This is a genomic window from Enterobacter hormaechei ATCC 49162 (genome assembly GCF_001875655.1).
In the GTDB taxonomy this organism is placed as follows: Bacteria; Pseudomonadota; Gammaproteobacteria; order Enterobacterales; family Enterobacteriaceae; genus Enterobacter; species Enterobacter hormaechei.
In genome coordinates, this window is sequence record NZ_MKEQ01000001.1 from 2,386,940 (window position 1) to 2,404,057 (window position 17,118).

Consider the following 17,118-nt stretch of genomic DNA (forward strand, 5'->3'; position numbering starts at 1 on the left):
TCAGTTTTTGCAAATATTTGCAGAAACAGCGCATTGATTTTAAAACCAAATTTCAAAATGGTTGGAGTTTACTTATTGACCTTGCGAGTATTCTCACAAAAACACATTGTCGCTACGGCTCGCCTTTCCTATTTTTCGCTCATCACGCTTTCTGACTGAAATTAAGGTGAGACATGGAGAAGGTACGTTTTGGCATTATTGGTATAGGTAATATCGGTACGGTCCACGCGCGCTATTTACTGGCCGGGACCGTCAGCGATGCCTGCCTTGCGGCAGTGTGCGATAACGCGACGGAAAAGCATCCGGCGATTCGTCAGCTGGTGGGCGGCATTCCGCTGTTCAGCGATGCGCAGGAGATGCTCCAGAGCGGGCTTATCGATGCGGTGATTGTCGCCACGCCGCATTACGACCACCCTCGCCTGTCGATGCTGGCAATGCGCAACGGCATCCATACCCTGTGTGAGAAGCCAGCTGGCGTCTATACCGCGCAGGTGCAGGAGATGAACGCCTGCGCCCGGGAATGCGACGTGGTGTTCGGCATCATGTATAACCAACGGCCCAATCCGCTGTATCAGAAAGTGAAAGATCTGATCGACAGCGGCGAGCTGGGCGAGATCCGCCGCTCCAGCTGGATCATCACCAACTGGTATCGCTCGCAGAGTTACTACAATTCCGGCGGCTGGCGTGCGACCTGGAAAGGGGAAGGCGGCGGCGTGCTGCTCAATCAGGATCCGCATCAGCTCGATCTCTGGCAGTGGCTGGTGGGCATGCCGGTTCGGCTGCGCGCGTTTTGCCAGTTCGGGAAGCATCGCGACATTGAAGTGGAAGACGAGGTCACCGCCTATGCGGAGTACGCCAACGGCGCAACCGGCGTGTTTATCACCACCGTCGCCGAAACGCCGGGCACCAACCGTCTGGAGATCGTGGGCGATCGCGGCAAAGTCGTCGTTGAAGAAGGGAAGCTGCGCTACTGGCGGCTGCGCGAATCGGAAACCGAGTTTAACGCCCGCTGGCAGAATGGCTTCGGTGAGCCGGAATGCTGGGAGGTGTCTGTCCCTGTTGCCCCGGAATACAGCGAGCACCACGTCATCACCGCCAACTTCTGCGCCGCCGTGCTGCGCGGCGAGCCGCTGATTGCGCCGGGTCTGGAAGGCATTCGCGGTTTAACCCTCTCTAACGCCATGCACCTCTCCACCTGGACTGACGACTGGGTTGAGCTACCGCTGAACGAAAAGCAGTACCTGCGCCTGCTTCAGCAGCGCATCAGCACCTCTGTAGATAAAGGGGCCACCAGCATCACGCTGGATGCCGCGGGCACCTGGTAACACCGGAGAAGATCGATGTTAAATGTCGCTATTGTGGGAACGGGAAATATCTCCCATAACCATATTCAGGGTTATTTGCAGTTTGGACAGCGCTGCCGGATCGTTGCGCTGGTTGATATCTACCCGGAGAAAGCGGAAGAGAAAAAAGCGCGTTATGGCCTGACGGACGCCCGCGTGTACGCCAGCCACCAGCAGATGCTGGCGGACGCGCTTTCCATCGATATCGTTGACGTCTGCACCCCACCCTATGTTCATGCGGAGATCAGCATTGACGCGCTTCATGCTGGCTGTCATGTGCTGTGCGAAAAACCGATGGCCGCCTCGCTGGAAGAGTGTGATGCGATGATCGCCGCCCAGCAGGCCAGCGGAAAAACGCTCTCCATTATTGCCCAGAACCGTTTTACCGATGCCTTCTGGCGCTTAAAAGCGGCGCTGGATTCCGGCCTCGCCGGAAAAATTTGTCATGCGCAGGTGGATTCCTTCTGGTGGCGCGGACACTGCTACTACGACCTGTGGTGGCGCGGCACGTGGGAAAAGGAAGGGGGCGGCTGCACGCTGAACCACGCGGTGCACCATATCGACGCCATTCAGTGGATGCTCGGCTTTCCGTCTGAGGTGGTGGCGATGATGACCAACGTGGCGCATGACAATGCCGAAGTGGAAGACCTTAGCGCCGCGATATTCAAATACCCCAGCGGCGCGCTTACGCAGCTTACCGCCTCGGTGGTGCACCACGGGGAAGATCAGAAAATCATTATCCAGGGTGATAAAGCCCGAATCTCCGCCCCGTGGCAGGCTTATGCCAGCGTGAGTGCTGACAACGGCTTCCCGCAGGAGACCCACGATCTTGAGCGAGAATCTCAGCTTAATGCCGTTTTCCAGGCGACACCCAGGCTCGAATGGACCCTGCACACCGGGCAGATTAACGACCTGCTCCAGAGCATTGAGCGCGGCACGGCCCCGCTGGTGGACGGCGTGCAGGGCAAGCGCTCGCTGGAGCTGATTACTGCGATGTATAAATCCGCCATTACCCGTAGCGTCGTCTCCCTGCCCATTGGCCGCGACGATCCGTTTTATCGTACCGGCGGGACGAACGCCCTCGCCCCCCGTTTTTATGAAAAATCCGCAAGCGTCGCCAACTTCAGCGAAGTCGGCGCTATCCCTCTGGGTAAAGATCTGGATCGAGGACTGTAACCATGAACAAAAATGACGGAATGAACTACGCGCCGGTGGGCAAACCGCAGCCGGTGGTACAGGCGGGTGAATTTGTATTTGCCGCCGCCGCGCTCGACCACGGCCATATCTATGGAATGTGTAATGGCCTGATTGAAGCAGGCGCCACGCTGAAGTGGGTTTACGATCCCGACCCGGCGAAAGTGGAGACGTTTGTTCAGCTGTACCCGCAGGTGAAGGTGGCTGATTCTCTGGACGTTATTCTCGCCGATGACGAGGTGCGCCTGGTGGCGGGGGCGGCTATCCCCTCCAGACGCTGCGCCCTGGGGCTGAAGGCGATGGCGGCAGGCAAAGACTACTTCACGGACAAAGCGCCACTCACCACCCTTGAACAGCTGGCCGACGCCAAAGCGATGGTAGAGAAAACCGGGAAAAAGTACGCGGTCTACTACAGCGAGCGTCTGCACGTGGAAAGTGCGGTCTTTGCCGGGCAACTGGTGCAGCAGGGTGCCATTGGTCGCGTGGTGCAGACCCTGGGTATGGGGCCGCACCGGGAAGGGACGGGACGTCCGGAGTGGTTTTACGATCGTCGCGACTTCGGCGGCATCCTGTGCGATATCGGCAGCCACCAGATCGAGCAGTTCCTGTTTTATACCGGCAACCGCGACGCCACCGTGGTCGCCAGCCAGGTGCGCAACGTTAACCACCCGCAGTATCCCGCATTCGAAGATTTTGGCGACGCGATGCTCAAAGGAGAAAACGGCGCCAGCGGCTATTTCCGCTGCGACTGGTTCACTCCTGACGGGCTTTCCACCTGGGGCGATGGTCGTCTGACGCTACTTGGTACGGACGGGTATATCGAGATCCGTAAATACGTCGATCTCACCCGGGGGGAGCAGGATGTCGTCTACCTCGTCAATAACGAGGGCGAGTTCCGCTATCCGGTGGCCGGGCAGGTTGGGTTCCCCTACTTTGGCGAACTGATCCTCGACTGCCTGCACCGCACCGAGAATGCCATGACGCAGGCGCATGCTTTCAAAGCGGCCGAACTGTGCGTGAAGGCACAAATGCTCGCAAACGCAGCGGACTAAGGGGGCGTCATGAACATCCTGAACACGGCGATTATCGGCGCCGGGGCTATTCACCGTTGCCATGTGAACGCCCTGAGGCAAATCCCGAATGTGGCGCTGCGCGCGCTGGTCGATATCGATAGCGTCAACGGACTTAAGCTGGCGATGAACTATCAGTGCCGCTTTTATCAGGATTACCGGGAAATGCTGCTGGATGACAGCATCGACGTGGTGCATATCTGCACGCCCCACTTCGAGCATAAAAACATGATTCTGGCGGCGCTGGCCGCCGGGAAGCATGTTTTTTGCGAGAAACCGGTGGGTATGAACAGCAGCGAGCTTGGCGATATCACCACTGCCGCGGCGCAGGCGTCCGGCAGGCTCGGCGTTTGCTACCAGAACCGGTACAACCCCAGCAGCCTGCGCATTCATAAAGAGCTGGCGCAGGGCAGTCTGGGCAAGATGCTGAGTATCAAAGCGGTCCTGACCTGGTCCCGCGCGGGGGCGTACTACACGGAAAGCCCGTGGCGGGGCCAGCTGGCTACGGAAGGCGGAAGTTTGCTGATCAACCAGGCGATCCATACCCTCGATCTGATGCAGTGGTTCGCGGGTGGCGTCACGCGGCTGAAGGGGGTGGTCGACAGCGGTGAACTGGCCGACGTGACGGAAGGGGAAGACAGCGCGATGGCGACGCTGCACTTCACCAACGGCGCCCGCGGCCTGTTTTATGCCAGCAACTGCAACACCATGGATTCCCCCCTCTGGCTGGAGATCCACTGCGAGCGCGGCTCGCTGCTGCTCAACGACAACACGCTCTGGCGCATAACGCCTGGCGAACGGTTTCGCCTTGAAAGCGATGCCTCTCCCGATGGCACGGCAAAAAGTTACTGGGGATTAGGACACCAGCAGGCGATCCGCCGTTTTTATCACGCCATTCATCACCCGGAGAGTACGGATTTTACCGATATTCGTACCGCTGGAAAATCAATCAAGCTTGTGGAGGCTTTTTATCGGTCATCTCAGTTAAGACAATGGATAGATATTAATAATTAGAACATCACGTGTAGTCCAGCAGTGCAATAAAAATACAACCTCTCCATCTACCCTACACTGGATATTATTATGGTTAAACCAACTGAACGCAGAGTGGGTTATGGCGTGGCGCTTGGCTACGGCATAACCGACCTCTTTGGCGGAGGCGCTTTCGCCATTATCGGCACCTGGCTGTTATTTTTTTACACCACCTATTGCGGATTATCCGTCGTGGAAGCCGGCTCTATATTTGCAATTGCCCGCGTTATTGACGCGGTATTAAGCCCGATAATGGGCTATGTCACCGATAATTTTGGTGATACCTGGCTTGGGCGTAAATTTGGCCGTCGTCGCTTCTTCTTATTACTTAGCTCTCCCTTAATGTTCCTGTATGCCCTGCTGTGGGTGACGGATATGGGTTACTGGTATTACCTGGGCACCTATCTCTCCATCGAACTGCTTTCAGCGATGGTGCTGGTGCCGTGGGAAACCCTCGCCGCTGAGATGACCAACCGGTATGAAGAACGCAGCCGCCTGTCCGGGGTGCGAATGATCTGCTCGCAGCTGGGCGGTTTTCTGGCGGTGTCGGTGCCGGGCGTGATTATGCAATTTACCGGCAAAGATAATTCATTTACCTACACGCTGACCGGGCTGATATTTTCCTGCGTCTTTTGCATAGCGGTGTTTATTACCTGGTACACCACCTGGGAAGCGAAAGATGTGCATCAGGAGTATGACTTCAAAGTTGATAATCAGCGTGGCAGCGGGCTGGGTAATCACCTGAAATATCTGGTGCTGGATCTCTTCTCCTCGTTCCGCATTCGCGCGTTCCGCCTGCATATTATTATTTATATCTTTTCGTTCACCGCGATGGACGTATTTGGTTCAGTATTTACCTATTACGTTGTTTATTGCCTGAGTCAGGATGCGGCGGCGGTCTCTGGCTGGTTGAGTATTGCGGCGTTTGCCTCCGTGCCGGGTACGTACGGATTTATGCTGCTACTCAACAGGCTGAACATGACGCCTTCCGCTGCGTTGCGCTTTTCCTATAGCTGTATTTTCCTGGTACTGGCCTTCCTGTTTACGGTTTATCTCACCAAAACCGAGGTGCCGACGTTGCTCTTTTCCGCCGTCTTTATTCTGTTGGGTGCGGCCCGCTCTGGCCTTTATTACATTCCGTGGAATATTTATAGCTTTATTCCGGATATTGACGAGATCGTCACGCAGCAGCGCCGTGAAGGTATTTTTGCTGGCGTAATGGTGCTGACCCGCAAAAGCACCGTTGCCATTGCGATCATGATTATCGGCCTGGTGTTGCAGGAGTCCGGTTTTGTGAAAGGCAGTGGTGCACAGCCGGAAAGCGCGCTGGGAGCGATAATTGGCCTGATGATTTTCGCCACCGCCGCGCTGCTGGCCGTGAGCTTCTTCGCAACCTACAGATTTAAGCTGACCCGAGAAACGCACAAGGTTCTGCTTAAGGAGATCGCGCGTCGGAAGCTCGGTGGCGATTATCGCGACTGCGATGCCGACACCCGCGTGGTCATCAAACAGCTAACAGGCTATGAGTACGATCAGGTCTGGGGCGGCGATGCCACACGCCTGGCCGTGGGCGCAAACTTATCCACCGTGAAATAGCCCTTCTCGCCGGATCCGCCCTGTGCTGGTCCGGCTTTTTTTGTTGAAAACGTGACCTCTGGCAGATTTACACGCCTTTACGCTATACTACCGCTGAAATCATCGGCTCAACGCTACGAGCCGACGTTCAATGTGTCTTCACACGAATGGTATCAACTCCCCTTCTGAGGATCTGGCGAGAAGCCGGATAAACTATGTTAAACAGTATTTTAGTAATACTTTGTCTCATTGCCGTCAGTGCATTTTTCTCGATATCGGAGATCTCGCTGGCTGCCTCCCGTAAAATCAAACTGAAGCTGCTTGCCGACGAGGGCAACATCAACGCATCACGTATTCTGAAAATGCAGGAAAACCCCGGCATGTTCTTTACCGTGGTGCAGATTGGCCTGAACGCGGTCGCCATTCTTGGCGGTATCGTGGGCGATGCAGCGTTTTCCCCGGCGTTTTATAGCCTCTTTGTTAAGTACATGTCCGTGGAGCTGGCCGAGCAGTTGAGCTTTATTCTCTCCTTCTCCCTGGTGACCGGCTTGTTCATTTTATTCGCGGACCTGACCCCGAAACGCATCGGTATGATTGCGCCAGAAGCTGTGGCTTTGCGTATCATCAACCCGATGCGCTTCTGTCTGTACGTCTTCCGTCCGCTGGTGTGGTTCTTTAACGGCCTGGCGAACGTGATTTTCCGCATCTTCAAGCTGCCCATGGTGCGTAAAGACGACATCACCTCCGACGATATTTATGCGGTGGTGGAAGCCGGGGCGCTGGCAGGGGTGCTGCGCAAGCAGGAGCACGAGCTGATTGAGAACGTTTTCGAACTGGAATCCCGTACCGTGCCGTCTTCCATGACCGGCCGTGAAAACATCATCTGGTTCGATCTGCATGAAGACGAGCAGAGCCTGAAGACCAAAGTGGCGCAGCATCCGCACTCCAAGTTCCTGGTTTGTAACGAAGATATCGACCATATCATCGGCTATGTGGACTCCAAAGACCTGCTGAACCGCGTACTGGCAAACCAGAGCCTGGCGCTGAACAGCGGCGTGCAGATCCGCAACACCCTGATTGTGCCGGACACCCTGACGCTCTCCGAAGCGCTGGAAAGTTTCAAAACCGCCGGGGAAGACTTCGCGGTGATCATGAACGAATATGCGCTGGTGGTGGGCATTATCACCCTTAACGACGTTATGACGACGCTGATGGGCGACCTGGTCGGTCAGGGGCTGGAAGAGCAAATTGTGCAGCGTGATGAGAACTCATGGCTGATCGATGGCGGTACGCCGATTGAAGACGTCATGCGCGTACTCGACATCGACGAGTTCCCGCAGTCCGGCAACTACGAAACCATCGGCGGCTTTATGATGTTTATGCTGCGTAAAATCCCGAAACGTACCGACTCGGTGAAGTTCTCCGGCTTCAAGTTTGAAGTGGTGGATATTGATAACTACCGCATCGACCAGCTGCTGGTCACGCGTATTGATAGCAAACCGACCGTGCTGGTGCCGAAACTGCCGGATGCGGAAGAGAAGGTGTCGGCGTAATCTTTTATATGTCCCACAAACATCAACGGCTCCCATCGGGAGCCGTCTTTTTAACTACTACTGCATAGCACGTTGGTTAAGCCATCTCAGTTTGCAGACGCATAACCTGACGGTTGACTTCGGACATCACAGACAAGTGCTGTTTGTCCTTCACTTTCGGGATAAGGATTTTGCCCTTATCGAACTCAAAAGCGCCAACATCCTTGATGTACAACCGTCCACGGAACAGGATCTTCACGTACTTCGCCACCTGAAGCGGGTTGTAGCGTTGGAAAATTTTCATTCTTGTATCTCCTGCGAATCATACGCTCTTGCGGTGCCACAATCGGCCCGACTGTCCTGAGCGCAAATTTTGATGCCCAATGACTATAGACCAGAACCTCATACTTACCCAGTGTGCATAAGTTTATTTACCGTATGATTACAATTATTCAGAATAATCTTTGCAAAGCGTGATACAGCGCAGTATATGCCGTCGTTTTTGCATGGATATGTGCGTTCGCCCGCAAACTGGCATCGGGATTGCGGGAAAAGCCTATTGATCGCACTTATGATTAAAAGCGCATGACCAAGTGGTCGGATCACCTGCTAACAATAAGGAAACACCATGACCCTACGTAACCTCCTGGCAGCAGCTTGCCTGTTGCTGCCGCTGATGGCTTCCGCACACAACATTGAAAAAGGACAGCGTGTCCCGCCGGTCGGGATTGCTGACCGGGGAGAATTGATTCTCGACAATGATAAGTTTAGCTACAAAGCCTGGAATAGCGCGCAGCTTGCGGGCAAAGTGAGAGTTGTACAACATATTGCCGGACGTACATCCGCGAAAGAGAAAAACGCCACCCTCGTGGAAGCGATCAAAGCCGCAAAATTCCCGCACGATCGCTACCAGACCACCACCATCGTGAACACCGACGACGCGATTCCCGGCTCCGGGATGTTTGTGCGCTCAAGCCTTGAGAGCAATAAGAAGCTCTATCCGTGGTCGCAGTTTATTGTCGACAGCGACGGCGTGACGCGTAAGGCATGGCAGCTGGAAGAAGAGAGTTCTGCGATTGTCGTGCTGGACAAAAACGGTCGCGTGCAGTGGGTTAAAGATGGCGCGCTGACGCAGGATGAGGTGCAGCAGGTGGTTGCCCTGCTGCATAAGCTGCTGAATCAGTAAAGTGACACCCGGAAACCCGGATTCAGGAAAGACTCGCGCGGGGTATAGTCCAGCGGCTTACCCTGCCAGTCATGCACATGCGCGCCTGCCGCTGCGGCGACAGCGTGACCTGCGGCGGTATCCCAGACGTTAGTCGGCCCGAAACGGGGGTACAGCTGCGCCTGCCCTTCCGCCACCAGGCAGAACTTCAGCGACGACCCAATCGACGTCGTCTGGTGTTCGCCCAGCTGTTGCAGGTACTCCTCCAGCTCGCTGTCGCTGTGCGAGCGGCTGATCACCACCAGCGGAGGACGGGCATCGCGCACCTGGATCTGCTTACGCACGCCGCACTCTTCCTTCCAGGCTTTACCTTCCGCCGCGCTGTACATCACCTTCATCACCGGGGCGTAAACCACGCCCAGCACCGCTTTTCCTTTTTCAATCAGGGCGATGTTGACGGTGAATTCACCGTTACGCTTGATAAACTCTTTCGTGCCGTCCAGCGGGTCGACCAGCCAGTAACGCTGCCAGTGCTGACGTTCGTCCCAGCTCTGGGGCGCTTCTTCAGAAAGGACCGGAATATCCGGCGTCAGGGCCTGCAAACCTTTCAGGATCACCGTATGCGCCGCGATATCCGCCGCCGTCACCGGGGAGTCGTCCGCTTTGCTGACAACGTCCATCGGTGTGGCGCCATCGTACACCTGCATAATGGCATCACCCGCATCCCGTGCGAGCTGACAAATTTTATCTAACATTCTCCACCTCTTCGTTAACGCAGTGGGCATAACTTATTGTTTTAGTTATATCGTAATGTGAACAATTCCGCTATCTGTGAAGCAATTCTGGTTTCAGCGCCTTTTTTTCTGGCAGCATTCACACTTCTGTAAGCAACAAATACTACATACATACTCTTTTGTGGCTTGGATCGAAAAAAGGACTCCTCAGATGATTAAGTTTAGCGCAACGCTCCTGGCAACGCTGATAGCGGCAAGCGTTCAGGCGGCGACGGTGGATCTCCGTATTCTGGAAACCACCGATCTGCACAGCAACATAATGGACTTCGATTACTACAAAGATACCCCTACGGAAAAATTCGGACTGGTACGCACGGCAAGTTTGATCAACGCCGCCCGCGGTGAAGTGAAAAACAGCGTGCTGGTCGATAACGGGGATTTAATTCAGGGCAGCCCGCTTGGCGACTACATGGCGGCGAAGGGGCTGAAAAAAGGCGAGATCCACCCTGTCTATAAAGCGATGAATACCCTGGATTATGCGGTTGGCAACCTGGGCAACCACGAATTTAACTATGGCCTGAAATACCTGCACGACGCGCTGGCAGGGGCAAAATTCCCGTACGTTAACGCCAACATCATCGACGTTAAGACGCAAAAGCCGCTCTTTACCCCTTACCTGATTAAAGAGACCGAAGTTGTCGACCAGGACGGTAAAAAACAGACGCTGAAAATCGGTTACATCGGCTTTGTGCCACCGCAGATCATGACGTGGGATAAAGCCAACCTCGACGGCAAAGTGACCGTCAACGACATTACCGAAACCGCGCGCAAATACGTGCCGGAGATGCGGGCGAAAGGCGCGGATGTGGTGGTCGTCGTGGCACACTCTGGCCTCTCGGCCGACCCGTATCAGGTGATGGCGGAGAACTCCGTGTACTATCTCAGCCAGGTGCCGGGCGTGGATGCGATCCTGTTTGGTCACGCTCACGCCGTCTTCCCGGGTAAAGATTTCGCTGATATCAAAGGCGCGGACATCGAAAAAGGGACGCTTAACGGTGTGCCATCGGTGATGCCGGGCATGTGGGGCGACCACCTTGGCGTGGTGGATCTGGTGCTGAATAACGACAGCGGAAGCTGGAAAGTCACGCAGTCAAAAGCGGAAGCGCGTCCGATTTACGACGCCGCGGCTAAAAAATCGCTGGCCGCAGAAGATAAAAAGCTGGTCGACGTGCTGAAGCATGACCACGATGCAACGCGTGAATTTGTCAGCAAGCCGATCGGTAAATCCGCTGATAACATGTACAGCTTCCTCGCGCTGGTACAGGATGACCCGACCGTGCAGGTGGTCAACATGGCGCAGAAAGCCTATGCCGAACACTTTGTACAGGGCGATCCGGATCTGGCAAAACTGCCGGTCCTGTCTGCCGCGGCTCCATTTAAAGTGGGCGGACGTAAGAACGACCCGGCAAGCTATGTTGAAGTGGAAAAAGGCCAGCTGACCTTCCGTAATGCCGCCGATCTCTATCTCTATCCCAACACCCTCGTGGTGGTGAAAGCCACCGGGAAAGAGGTGAAGGAGTGGCTGGAGTGCTCCGCCGGGCAGTTTAACCAGATCGATCCGCACAGCAGTAAACCGCAGTCGCTGATTAACTGGGACGGTTTCCGCACCTACAACTTCGACGTGATCGACGGCGTGGAATATCAGATTGATGTGACGCAGCCTGCAAAATATAACGGCGAATGTCAGGCCATTAATCCGCAGGCGGAGCGCATCAAAAACCTGACCTTCAACGGCAAGGCAATTGACCCGAATGCCACCTTCCTGGTCGTGACCAACAACTACCGCGCCTACGGCGGTAAGTTCGCCGGTACGGGTGACAGCCACATCGCCTTTGCCTCGCCGGACGAGAACCGTTCGGTGCTGGCGGCGTGGATTAGCGCAGAGTCGAAAAAGGCTGGCGAAATTCATCCGGCGGTGGATAACAACTGGCGTCTGGCGCCGATCCACAGCGACACGACGCTGGATATTCGTTTCGAAACCTCACCTTCCGATAAAGCAGCCGCGTTTATCAGGGATAAGGCGCAGTATCCGATGAAGAAGGTTGCGACGGATGATATCGGGTTCGCGATTTATCAGGTGGATTTGAGCAAATAGCGGTGATTGGCTTCTGTATGACCGGCCTACGTGATCGAGGATTACGGGTAGGCCGGGTAAGGCGAAGCCGCCACCCGGCTTTTACGCCGCGCGCTCATCCCGAATCGCCATCACCTTCGGCGTATTCACCTCAATCCAGTCGGCCAGCGCGGCCACCTTTTCGCTCACCTCCAGCCCCATCGGCGTCAGGCTATACTCCACATGCGGCGGCACGACCGGATACGACACGCGATTGACAAAGCCGTCCTGCTCGAGGGCCTGAAGCGACTGAGACAGCATCTTTTCGCTCACCCCGCCCATTTTATGACGCAACGCGCTAAAACGGTGCGTTCCTTCACGCAGAGCCAGCAGGATCAGCACGCCCCAGCGGCTGGTAACGTGTTTCAGCACCTCCCGTGACGGGCACTGTTCCGCAAAGAGGTTGCCATCGCGCATTTGCTCGCTGAGCGTCGGTATCGTTGTTTTCATACTTACCTTTTTGTACGTACTTACTAAAAGTTAGTGATGGTGATAGTGTGCCATAACACCAGACAAACACGAAGGAGATTCATCATGATCGCGATTACCGGCGCTACCGGCCAGCTTGGCCAACACGTTATTGAAGAACTGCTGAAAACCGTTCCGGCCAGCCAGATCGTGGCTATTGTGCGTAACCCGGCGAAAGCCGAAGCGTTGCGTCAGCAAGGGGTCGTTGTGCGTCAGGCGGATTACACCGATGAAGCTGCATTTACCACCGCGCTGAACGGCGTGGATAAACTGCTGCTCATCTCCTCCAGCGAAGTAGGCCAGCGCGCCGCACAGCACCAGAACGTGATTAACGCCGCCAAAGCCGCCGGGGTGAAATTCATCGCCTACACCAGCCTGCTGCATGCGGACAGATCCCCGCTGGGTCTGCACGTTGAGCATGTCGAAACCGAAAATGCACTGGCAGAATCCGGCCTGCCTTACGCCCTGCTGCGCAACGGCTGGTACACCGAAAACTACCTGGCAAGCGCACCGCCTGCGCTGGAACATGGCGTATTTATGGGTGCCGCAGGCGAAGGCAAAATTGCCTCTGCGACCCGTGCGGATTACGCGGCGGCGGCAGCGAAAGTGATTTCTGAAGAGGGTCATGCCGGCAAGGTGTATGAACTGGCGGGTGACAATGCCTGGACGCTGAGCGAACTGGCGGCGGAGCTGAGCAAGCAGAGCGGTAAGCCGGTAACGTATCAGAACCTCAGCGAAGCGGATTTCGCCGCCGCGCTGAAGGGCGCGGGGCTGCCTGCCGGACTGGCGGAAATGCTGGCGGATTCCGATACCGGTGCGTCCAGAGGCGGCCTGTTCGACGACAGCCGTACCCTGAGCAAACTGATCGGCCGCCCGACCACACCGCTGGCAGAGAGCGTCAAAGCCATCCTCTAGTTGTTAAAAATTGGTTATTTTTTGTGGCATCCCCTCGGGTCATCTCTGATAATGAAGCGATGACCCACAAGGAGGCTCACCGTGCAAGGCGTACCGGAACAGTTCACTGATGAGAGAGACAGCGCGCGCTTTCGCCATCTGGCGCAGCTGCCGGGCCTGGAGCTTTATCACGCCCATATCTCTGACTACGCCTTTGAGCCTCACACGCACGAAGCCTTCGGCATCGGCACCATCGAAACCGGTGCCGAACGCTTCCGCTATCGCGGTAGCCAGCATCTTGCCGCGGAAAAATCCGTCGTGACCATGAACCCGGACGAGATCCACACCGGAGAATCTGCCACCGAAGGCGGCTGGCGCTACCGCATGGTCTACATCGAACCCGACCTGCTGGAAGAGGTCACCGGTCTGCGTCACTGGTGGTTTAATGACGTTACGCGCCACGACCCACTGCGTTCACAGCAGATTGGACAGCTTATTTACGGCCTGTGGCACACCAACGATCCGCTGGCGCAGAAGGGGTTGTTACTGGATTTGATTCAGACTTTTCAGCCGCTGGCCCACCACGCGCCGGTGATGCAGGAGGCCGCACACCGCTTCGATCGCGTTCGTGACTATCTGCACGACAACTACATGCGCGCCCTGACGCTGGACGAGCTGGCTAACGTTGTCTCGCTCAGCCCCTACCATTTCCAGCGCCAGTTCAAAGCCCATTTTCACGTTACGCCACACCAAATGCTGATGGCCATCCGCCTGTGGCGCGCCAAAGCATTCCTCACTCACGGCATGCCCGCCGCCGAGGTAGCCGCCGCGACCGGGCTGACCGATCAGTCGCATTTGACCCGCGCCTTTACCCGCCGCTACGGCATTACGCCCGTGCGTTACCAGAAGCAGGTTATGCCGCGTTAATGCGCAACCTCATACAATACGCGCGCATTTTGTCCTCCTACACTGAGCGCAAAGTGAATCAGGATGGATGGAAAAATGATTAGCGGCGTGTTGTATGCCCTGCTTGCGGGTTTGATGTGGGGGCTGATTTTCGTTGGCCCACTGATTGTGCCGGAGTATCCGGCAATATTGCAGTCGACCGGGCGTTATCTGGCGCTGGGGCTGATCGCCGTGCCGCTGGCCTGGCTGGGGCGCGCGCGTCTGCGTCAGCTGGGTCGACAGGACTGGCTCACCGCGCTGGCGCTGACCATGATGGGTAATCTCATCTATTACGTTTGCCTGGCGAGCGCCATTCAGCGCACCGGTGCGCCGGTGTCGACCATGATTATCGGCACGCTGCCGGTGGTCATTCCGGTTTTCGCGAACCTGCTTTACAGCCAGCGTGACGGCAAACTGGCGTGGTCAAAAATGGTGCCCGCGCTGGCCTGCATCGCCGTAGGACTGGTGTGCGTGAATATTGCCGAGCTTCGCCACGGCCTGGAAGATTTCAGCTTATGGCGTTACGGTTCGGGGATCGTTTTAGCCTTCATCTCGGTGGTGTGCTGGGCCTGGTATGCCCTGCGCAACGCACGCTGGCTGCGGGAAAACCCGGATAAACATCCGATGATGTGGGCGACGGCGCAGGCGCTGGTCACACTCCCTGTCTCGTTGCTGGGCTATGTGGGCGCGTGTGTCTGGCTGGGTAGCCAGCAACCGGACTTTGCCCTGCCCTTTGGACCGCGCCCGTGGCTGTTCGTCGGGTTAATGGTCGCCATTGCCGTGCTCTGTTCGTGGGTTGGCGCGCTGTGCTGGAACATTGCCAGCCAGAAGCTGCCAACGGTGATCTTAGGGCCGCTGATTGTCTTTGAAACGCTGGCCGGGCTGCTCTATACCTTCCTGATGCGTCAGAGCATGCCGCCGCTGTTAACGGCCTGCGGGATCGCATTGCTGGTCGTTGGGGTGGTGATTGCGGTGAGAGGGAAGCCGGAAAAACCGAGGGTCATTCCGGCGTCGGAGATGTGAGCATTGCCCAGCGGCGCTGCGCTTGCAGGGCCTACAAAACCGCAGGCCCGGTAAGGCGTAGCCGCCACCGGGCAAGCCTTTAAAACGTTTCCCAGTTCGCTTCAGACGCCGCCGCTACGGGCTGCGCTTTAGGTACATGGGTCTTTACCGGCGCGGCTTTCACCGCCTGATTACGGGTAATTTTAAACACCGCTACCGCTTCGTTCAGGCGTGCAGCCTGATCTTCCAGCGCCGCCGCTGCCGCCGCAGACTCTTCCACCAGCGAGGCATTCTGCTGGGTGACGCGATCCATCTCCGCCACCGCCTGACCCACCTGGTCGATACCGCGGCTCTGCTCGTCGGACGCAGACGCGATTTCACCCATGATATCGGTTACGCGCGTAACCGCATTAACGATCTCCGCCATCGTCGCGCCCGCTTCATTTACCAGCTGAGAACCCGCGTTAACGCGCTCGCCGGAATCATCGATCAGCGCTTTGATCTCTTTCGCCGCCTGCGCGCTGCGCTGGGCAAGGGTACGCACCTCGCCCGCCACAACCGCGAAGCCACGGCCCTGCTCGCCCGCACGCGCCGCTTCCACCGCCGCGTTCAGCGCCAGAATGTTGGTCTGGAAGGCAATGCCGTCGATCACGTTGGTAATTTGTGCGATTTTGCTGGAACTGGTGGCAATCTCGTCCATGGTGCGCACCACGCCCTCGACCACGTTTCCACCCTTCTTCGCGGTAGAGGAAGCGTCCAGCGCCAGACGGGAAGCCTGACGCGCGTTATCGGCGTTTTGCTTCACGGTGGCGGTTAGCTGTTCCATGCTGGCTGCCGTCTCTTCCAGAGACGCGGCCTGCTGCTCGGTGCGGGAAGAGAGATCGTTGCTGCCCGCCGAGATTTCACCCGCGCCGGTGTAGATGGTGTCTGCGCCTTCACGCACCACGCCCACCGTGTTAGCCAGCGCGGTCTGCATCTCGTGAACGTTGCGCGCCAGAATTGCCATTTCATTTTTGCCCTCAGCCTGAATCGGCTGGGTTAAATCCCCTGCGGCAATGGCGCGGATATGGTTGATCACCTCTTCCAGCGGCAGCAGCAGCACGCGACGCATCGCAATCCAGCTGGAAATTATTACCGCGATCACCAGCAGCATCACCGTAGAGAGGATCCACAGAATGCGTTTGTAGTCGCTTTCATTGTCCTGGATACCTTTGGCGGTCAGCGCGGCCTGCGCCTCACGCCACTCGCGATAAACCTTTTGCATCGCCGTCTGTTTCTGTTCGGCATTTTGTTTGAACATCTCTTCCAGATTGCCCTGACCCAGCAGAACGTTCATTTGCGTCAACGTGGCGGAGTAGATGCGGTATTGCTCTTCCAGACGATCGGCCAGGTGCTCGTCCATACCCGGCGTTTCCGGCAGCGCGTAGTATTTATCGTAATGGGTCTGGGCATCGGCCAGCAGGTTTTTCGCGGTATTGACCAGCTCGTTCAACTGCCCTCCGTTTATCTGCGACGCCATGCTGCTTTGCAGGCGCAGCATGCCGCGGTTGAGGGTGACGCGCGCCTGATTCAGGCTGATCCAGGCGTCGGTGAACTCCGCCACGTTCTGGCTGGAAAGCTGCGAAACGGTGAAGTTCTCTTTATCGTTATTGAGCGCATTAATGAAAATGCCGGCGGAGATCAGTTGCATGATGCCGAGCACAAGCAGCACCGAAATCAAAAGAGTAATGACTTTTATACGTTTAAACATGCGTTGCCTTTTTTATATACAGGTATTGTCTGACCTGTATCTATCGGCACGCCCGGCAGGTTGTTTACTGTTTCTCCACCTTTAAAAACTTTCGAAAGCCCTTTTCTGTATTCAATCAGCAAGTTAAACGTAGACTTTTTTTGTGATCGCCTTCTCATTTTCACCCTTGCCTCTAAAGGGTTATAGTATCCGCTTAAAGATGCATTTAAAATGCATCTTATATTCCTGATGATGAGGTAAC

Annotated in this window: 15 protein-coding genes; 11 read left to right on the forward strand and 4 right to left on the reverse strand. The window is 56.2% G+C overall.

The annotated features are described in order from the left end of the window. Nucleotides 1–173: 173 nt before the first annotated feature. The 6 genes from BH712_RS11940 to paeA all read left to right on the forward strand — a co-directional run bounded on the left by BH712_RS11940 (nucleotide 174) and on the right by paeA (nucleotide 7,767). Complete coding sequence (locus tag BH712_RS11940; protein WP_006810352.1) at nucleotides 174–1,325, forward strand: Gfo/Idh/MocA family protein; 1,152 nt, start codon at nucleotides 174–176, stop codon at nucleotides 1,323–1,325. Nucleotides 1,326–1,340: 15 nt separating this feature from the next. Then, nucleotides 1,341–2,519: a Gfo/Idh/MocA family protein gene (locus BH712_RS11945; RefSeq protein WP_006810353.1), complete on the forward strand. Its 1,179-nt coding sequence runs from the start codon at nucleotides 1,341–1,343 to the stop codon at nucleotides 2,517–2,519. Between the two features lie 2 nt (nucleotides 2,520–2,521). Then, complete coding sequence (locus BH712_RS11950) at nucleotides 2,522–3,589, forward strand: Gfo/Idh/MocA family protein (protein ID WP_006810354.1); 1,068 nt, start codon at nucleotides 2,522–2,524, stop codon at nucleotides 3,587–3,589. Between the two features lie 9 nt (nucleotides 3,590–3,598). Next, on the forward strand, nucleotides 3,599–4,621 hold the full coding sequence (locus BH712_RS11955; RefSeq protein ID WP_006810355.1) for a Gfo/Idh/MocA family protein: 1,023 nt from the start codon (nucleotides 3,599–3,601) through the stop codon (nucleotides 4,619–4,621). 69 nt (nucleotides 4,622–4,690) lie between these two features. Beyond that, on the forward strand, nucleotides 4,691–6,235 hold the full coding sequence (locus tag BH712_RS11960) for an MFS transporter (RefSeq protein WP_006810356.1): 1,545 nt from the start codon (nucleotides 4,691–4,693) through the stop codon (nucleotides 6,233–6,235). Nucleotides 6,236–6,429: 194 nt separating this feature from the next. Beyond that, a complete protein-coding gene (paeA, locus tag BH712_RS11965) occupies nucleotides 6,430–7,767 on the forward strand; it encodes a polyamine export protein PaeA (protein ID WP_006810357.1) in 1,338 nt (445 codons plus the stop codon). Nucleotides 7,768–7,843: 76 nt separating this feature from the next. Here the strand turns inward: paeA and BH712_RS11970 are convergent, their stop codons facing one another. Next, complete coding sequence (locus BH712_RS11970; RefSeq protein WP_003856054.1) at nucleotides 7,844–8,050, reverse strand: DUF1107 domain-containing protein; 207 nt, start codon at nucleotides 8,048–8,050, stop codon at nucleotides 7,844–7,846. A 324-nt stretch (nucleotides 8,051–8,374) separates the two neighbouring features. Between BH712_RS11970 and BH712_RS11975 the strand changes: the two genes are divergently transcribed. After that, complete coding sequence (locus tag BH712_RS11975; protein WP_006810359.1) at nucleotides 8,375–8,932, forward strand: YtfJ family protein; 558 nt, start codon at nucleotides 8,375–8,377, stop codon at nucleotides 8,930–8,932. Here BH712_RS11975 and cysQ read toward each other — a convergent pair. Next, nucleotides 8,926–9,666 carry a 3'(2'),5'-bisphosphate nucleotidase CysQ gene (gene cysQ / locus BH712_RS11980; protein ID WP_032673688.1) on the reverse strand — a complete coding sequence of 247 codons (741 nt, stop codon included), beginning with the start codon at nucleotides 9,664–9,666 and terminating at the stop codon, nucleotides 8,926–8,928. The two genes, BH712_RS11975 and cysQ, sit on opposite strands and share 7 nt — an antisense overlap. 190 nt (nucleotides 9,667–9,856) lie before the next feature. Between cysQ and BH712_RS11985 the strand changes: the two genes are divergently transcribed. Further along, nucleotides 9,857–11,800 carry a bifunctional 2',3'-cyclic-nucleotide 2'-phosphodiesterase/3'-nucleotidase gene (locus BH712_RS11985; RefSeq protein ID WP_032673689.1) on the forward strand — a complete coding sequence of 648 codons (1,944 nt, stop codon included), beginning with the start codon at nucleotides 9,857–9,859 and terminating at the stop codon, nucleotides 11,798–11,800. Nucleotides 11,801–11,881: 81 nt separating this feature from the next. Here BH712_RS11985 and BH712_RS11990 read toward each other — a convergent pair whose 3' ends face one another. Further along, nucleotides 11,882–12,268 carry a winged helix-turn-helix transcriptional regulator gene (locus BH712_RS11990; RefSeq protein ID WP_006810362.1) on the reverse strand — a complete coding sequence of 129 codons (387 nt, stop codon included), beginning with the start codon at nucleotides 12,266–12,268 and terminating at the stop codon, nucleotides 11,882–11,884. Between the two features lie 84 nt (nucleotides 12,269–12,352). On the opposite strand from BH712_RS11990, the gene BH712_RS11995 reads away from it, so the two are divergent. The 3 genes from BH712_RS11995 to BH712_RS12005 all read left to right on the forward strand — a co-directional run bounded on the left by BH712_RS11995 (nucleotide 12,353) and on the right by BH712_RS12005 (nucleotide 15,148). After that, nucleotides 12,353–13,201 (forward strand): SDR family oxidoreductase, encoded by an 849-nt coding sequence (locus BH712_RS11995; RefSeq protein WP_006810363.1) that lies wholly within the window; start codon nucleotides 12,353–12,355, stop codon nucleotides 13,199–13,201. An 81-nt stretch (nucleotides 13,202–13,282) separates the two neighbouring features. Beyond that, entirely contained in the window at nucleotides 13,283–14,107 is an 825-nt protein-coding gene (locus tag BH712_RS12000; RefSeq protein WP_006810364.1) for an AraC family transcriptional regulator, read from the forward strand. A 75-nt stretch (nucleotides 14,108–14,182) separates the two neighbouring features. Beyond that, nucleotides 14,183–15,148: a DMT family transporter gene (locus tag BH712_RS12005; protein ID WP_039272994.1), complete on the forward strand. Its 966-nt coding sequence runs from the start codon at nucleotides 14,183–14,185 to the stop codon at nucleotides 15,146–15,148. 79 nt (nucleotides 15,149–15,227) lie between these two features. On the opposite strand, the gene BH712_RS12010 is transcribed toward BH712_RS12005, so the two are convergent. Beyond that, nucleotides 15,228–16,877: a methyl-accepting chemotaxis protein gene (locus BH712_RS12010; protein ID WP_006810366.1), complete on the reverse strand. Its 1,650-nt coding sequence runs from the start codon at nucleotides 16,875–16,877 to the stop codon at nucleotides 15,228–15,230. Nucleotides 16,878–17,118: the final 241 nt, after the last annotated feature.

What these genes read in the sequence shown, in the direction of transcription:
- BH712_RS11960 (WP_006810356.1), top strand. Translation starts at nt 4,691, where the DNA reads ATGGTTAAACCAACTGAACGCAGAGTGGGTTATGGCGTGGCGCTTGGC.
- paeA (WP_006810357.1), top strand. Translation starts at nt 6,430, where the DNA reads ATGTTAAACAGTATTTTAGTAATACTTTGTCTCATTGCCGTCAGTGCA.
- cysQ (WP_032673688.1), bottom strand. Translation starts at nt 9,666, where the DNA reads ATGTTAGATAAAATTTGTCAGCTCGCACGGGATGCGGGTGATGCCATT.
- BH712_RS12010 (WP_006810366.1), bottom strand. Translation starts at nt 16,877, where the DNA reads ATGTTTAAACGTATAAAAGTCATTACTCTTTTGATTTCGGTGCTGCTT.
- BH712_RS11995 (WP_006810363.1), top strand. Translation starts at nt 12,353, where the DNA reads ATGATCGCGATTACCGGCGCTACCGGCCAGCTTGGCCAACACGTTATT.
- BH712_RS11985 (WP_032673689.1), top strand. Translation starts at nt 9,857, where the DNA reads ATGATTAAGTTTAGCGCAACGCTCCTGGCAACGCTGATAGCGGCAAGC.
- BH712_RS11945 (WP_006810353.1), top strand. Translation starts at nt 1,341, where the DNA reads ATGTTAAATGTCGCTATTGTGGGAACGGGAAATATCTCCCATAACCAT.
- BH712_RS11990 (WP_006810362.1), bottom strand. Translation starts at nt 12,268, where the DNA reads ATGAAAACAACGATACCGACGCTCAGCGAGCAAATGCGCGATGGCAAC.
- BH712_RS11940 (WP_006810352.1), top strand. Translation starts at nt 174, where the DNA reads ATGGAGAAGGTACGTTTTGGCATTATTGGTATAGGTAATATCGGTACG.
- BH712_RS11950 (WP_006810354.1), top strand. Translation starts at nt 2,522, where the DNA reads ATGAACAAAAATGACGGAATGAACTACGCGCCGGTGGGCAAACCGCAG.
- BH712_RS11975 (WP_006810359.1), top strand. Translation starts at nt 8,375, where the DNA reads ATGACCCTACGTAACCTCCTGGCAGCAGCTTGCCTGTTGCTGCCGCTG.
- BH712_RS11955 (WP_006810355.1), top strand. Translation starts at nt 3,599, where the DNA reads ATGAACATCCTGAACACGGCGATTATCGGCGCCGGGGCTATTCACCGT.
- BH712_RS12005 (WP_039272994.1), top strand. Translation starts at nt 14,183, where the DNA reads ATGATTAGCGGCGTGTTGTATGCCCTGCTTGCGGGTTTGATGTGGGGG.
- BH712_RS11970 (WP_003856054.1), bottom strand. Translation starts at nt 8,050, where the DNA reads ATGAAAATTTTCCAACGCTACAACCCGCTTCAGGTGGCGAAGTACGTG.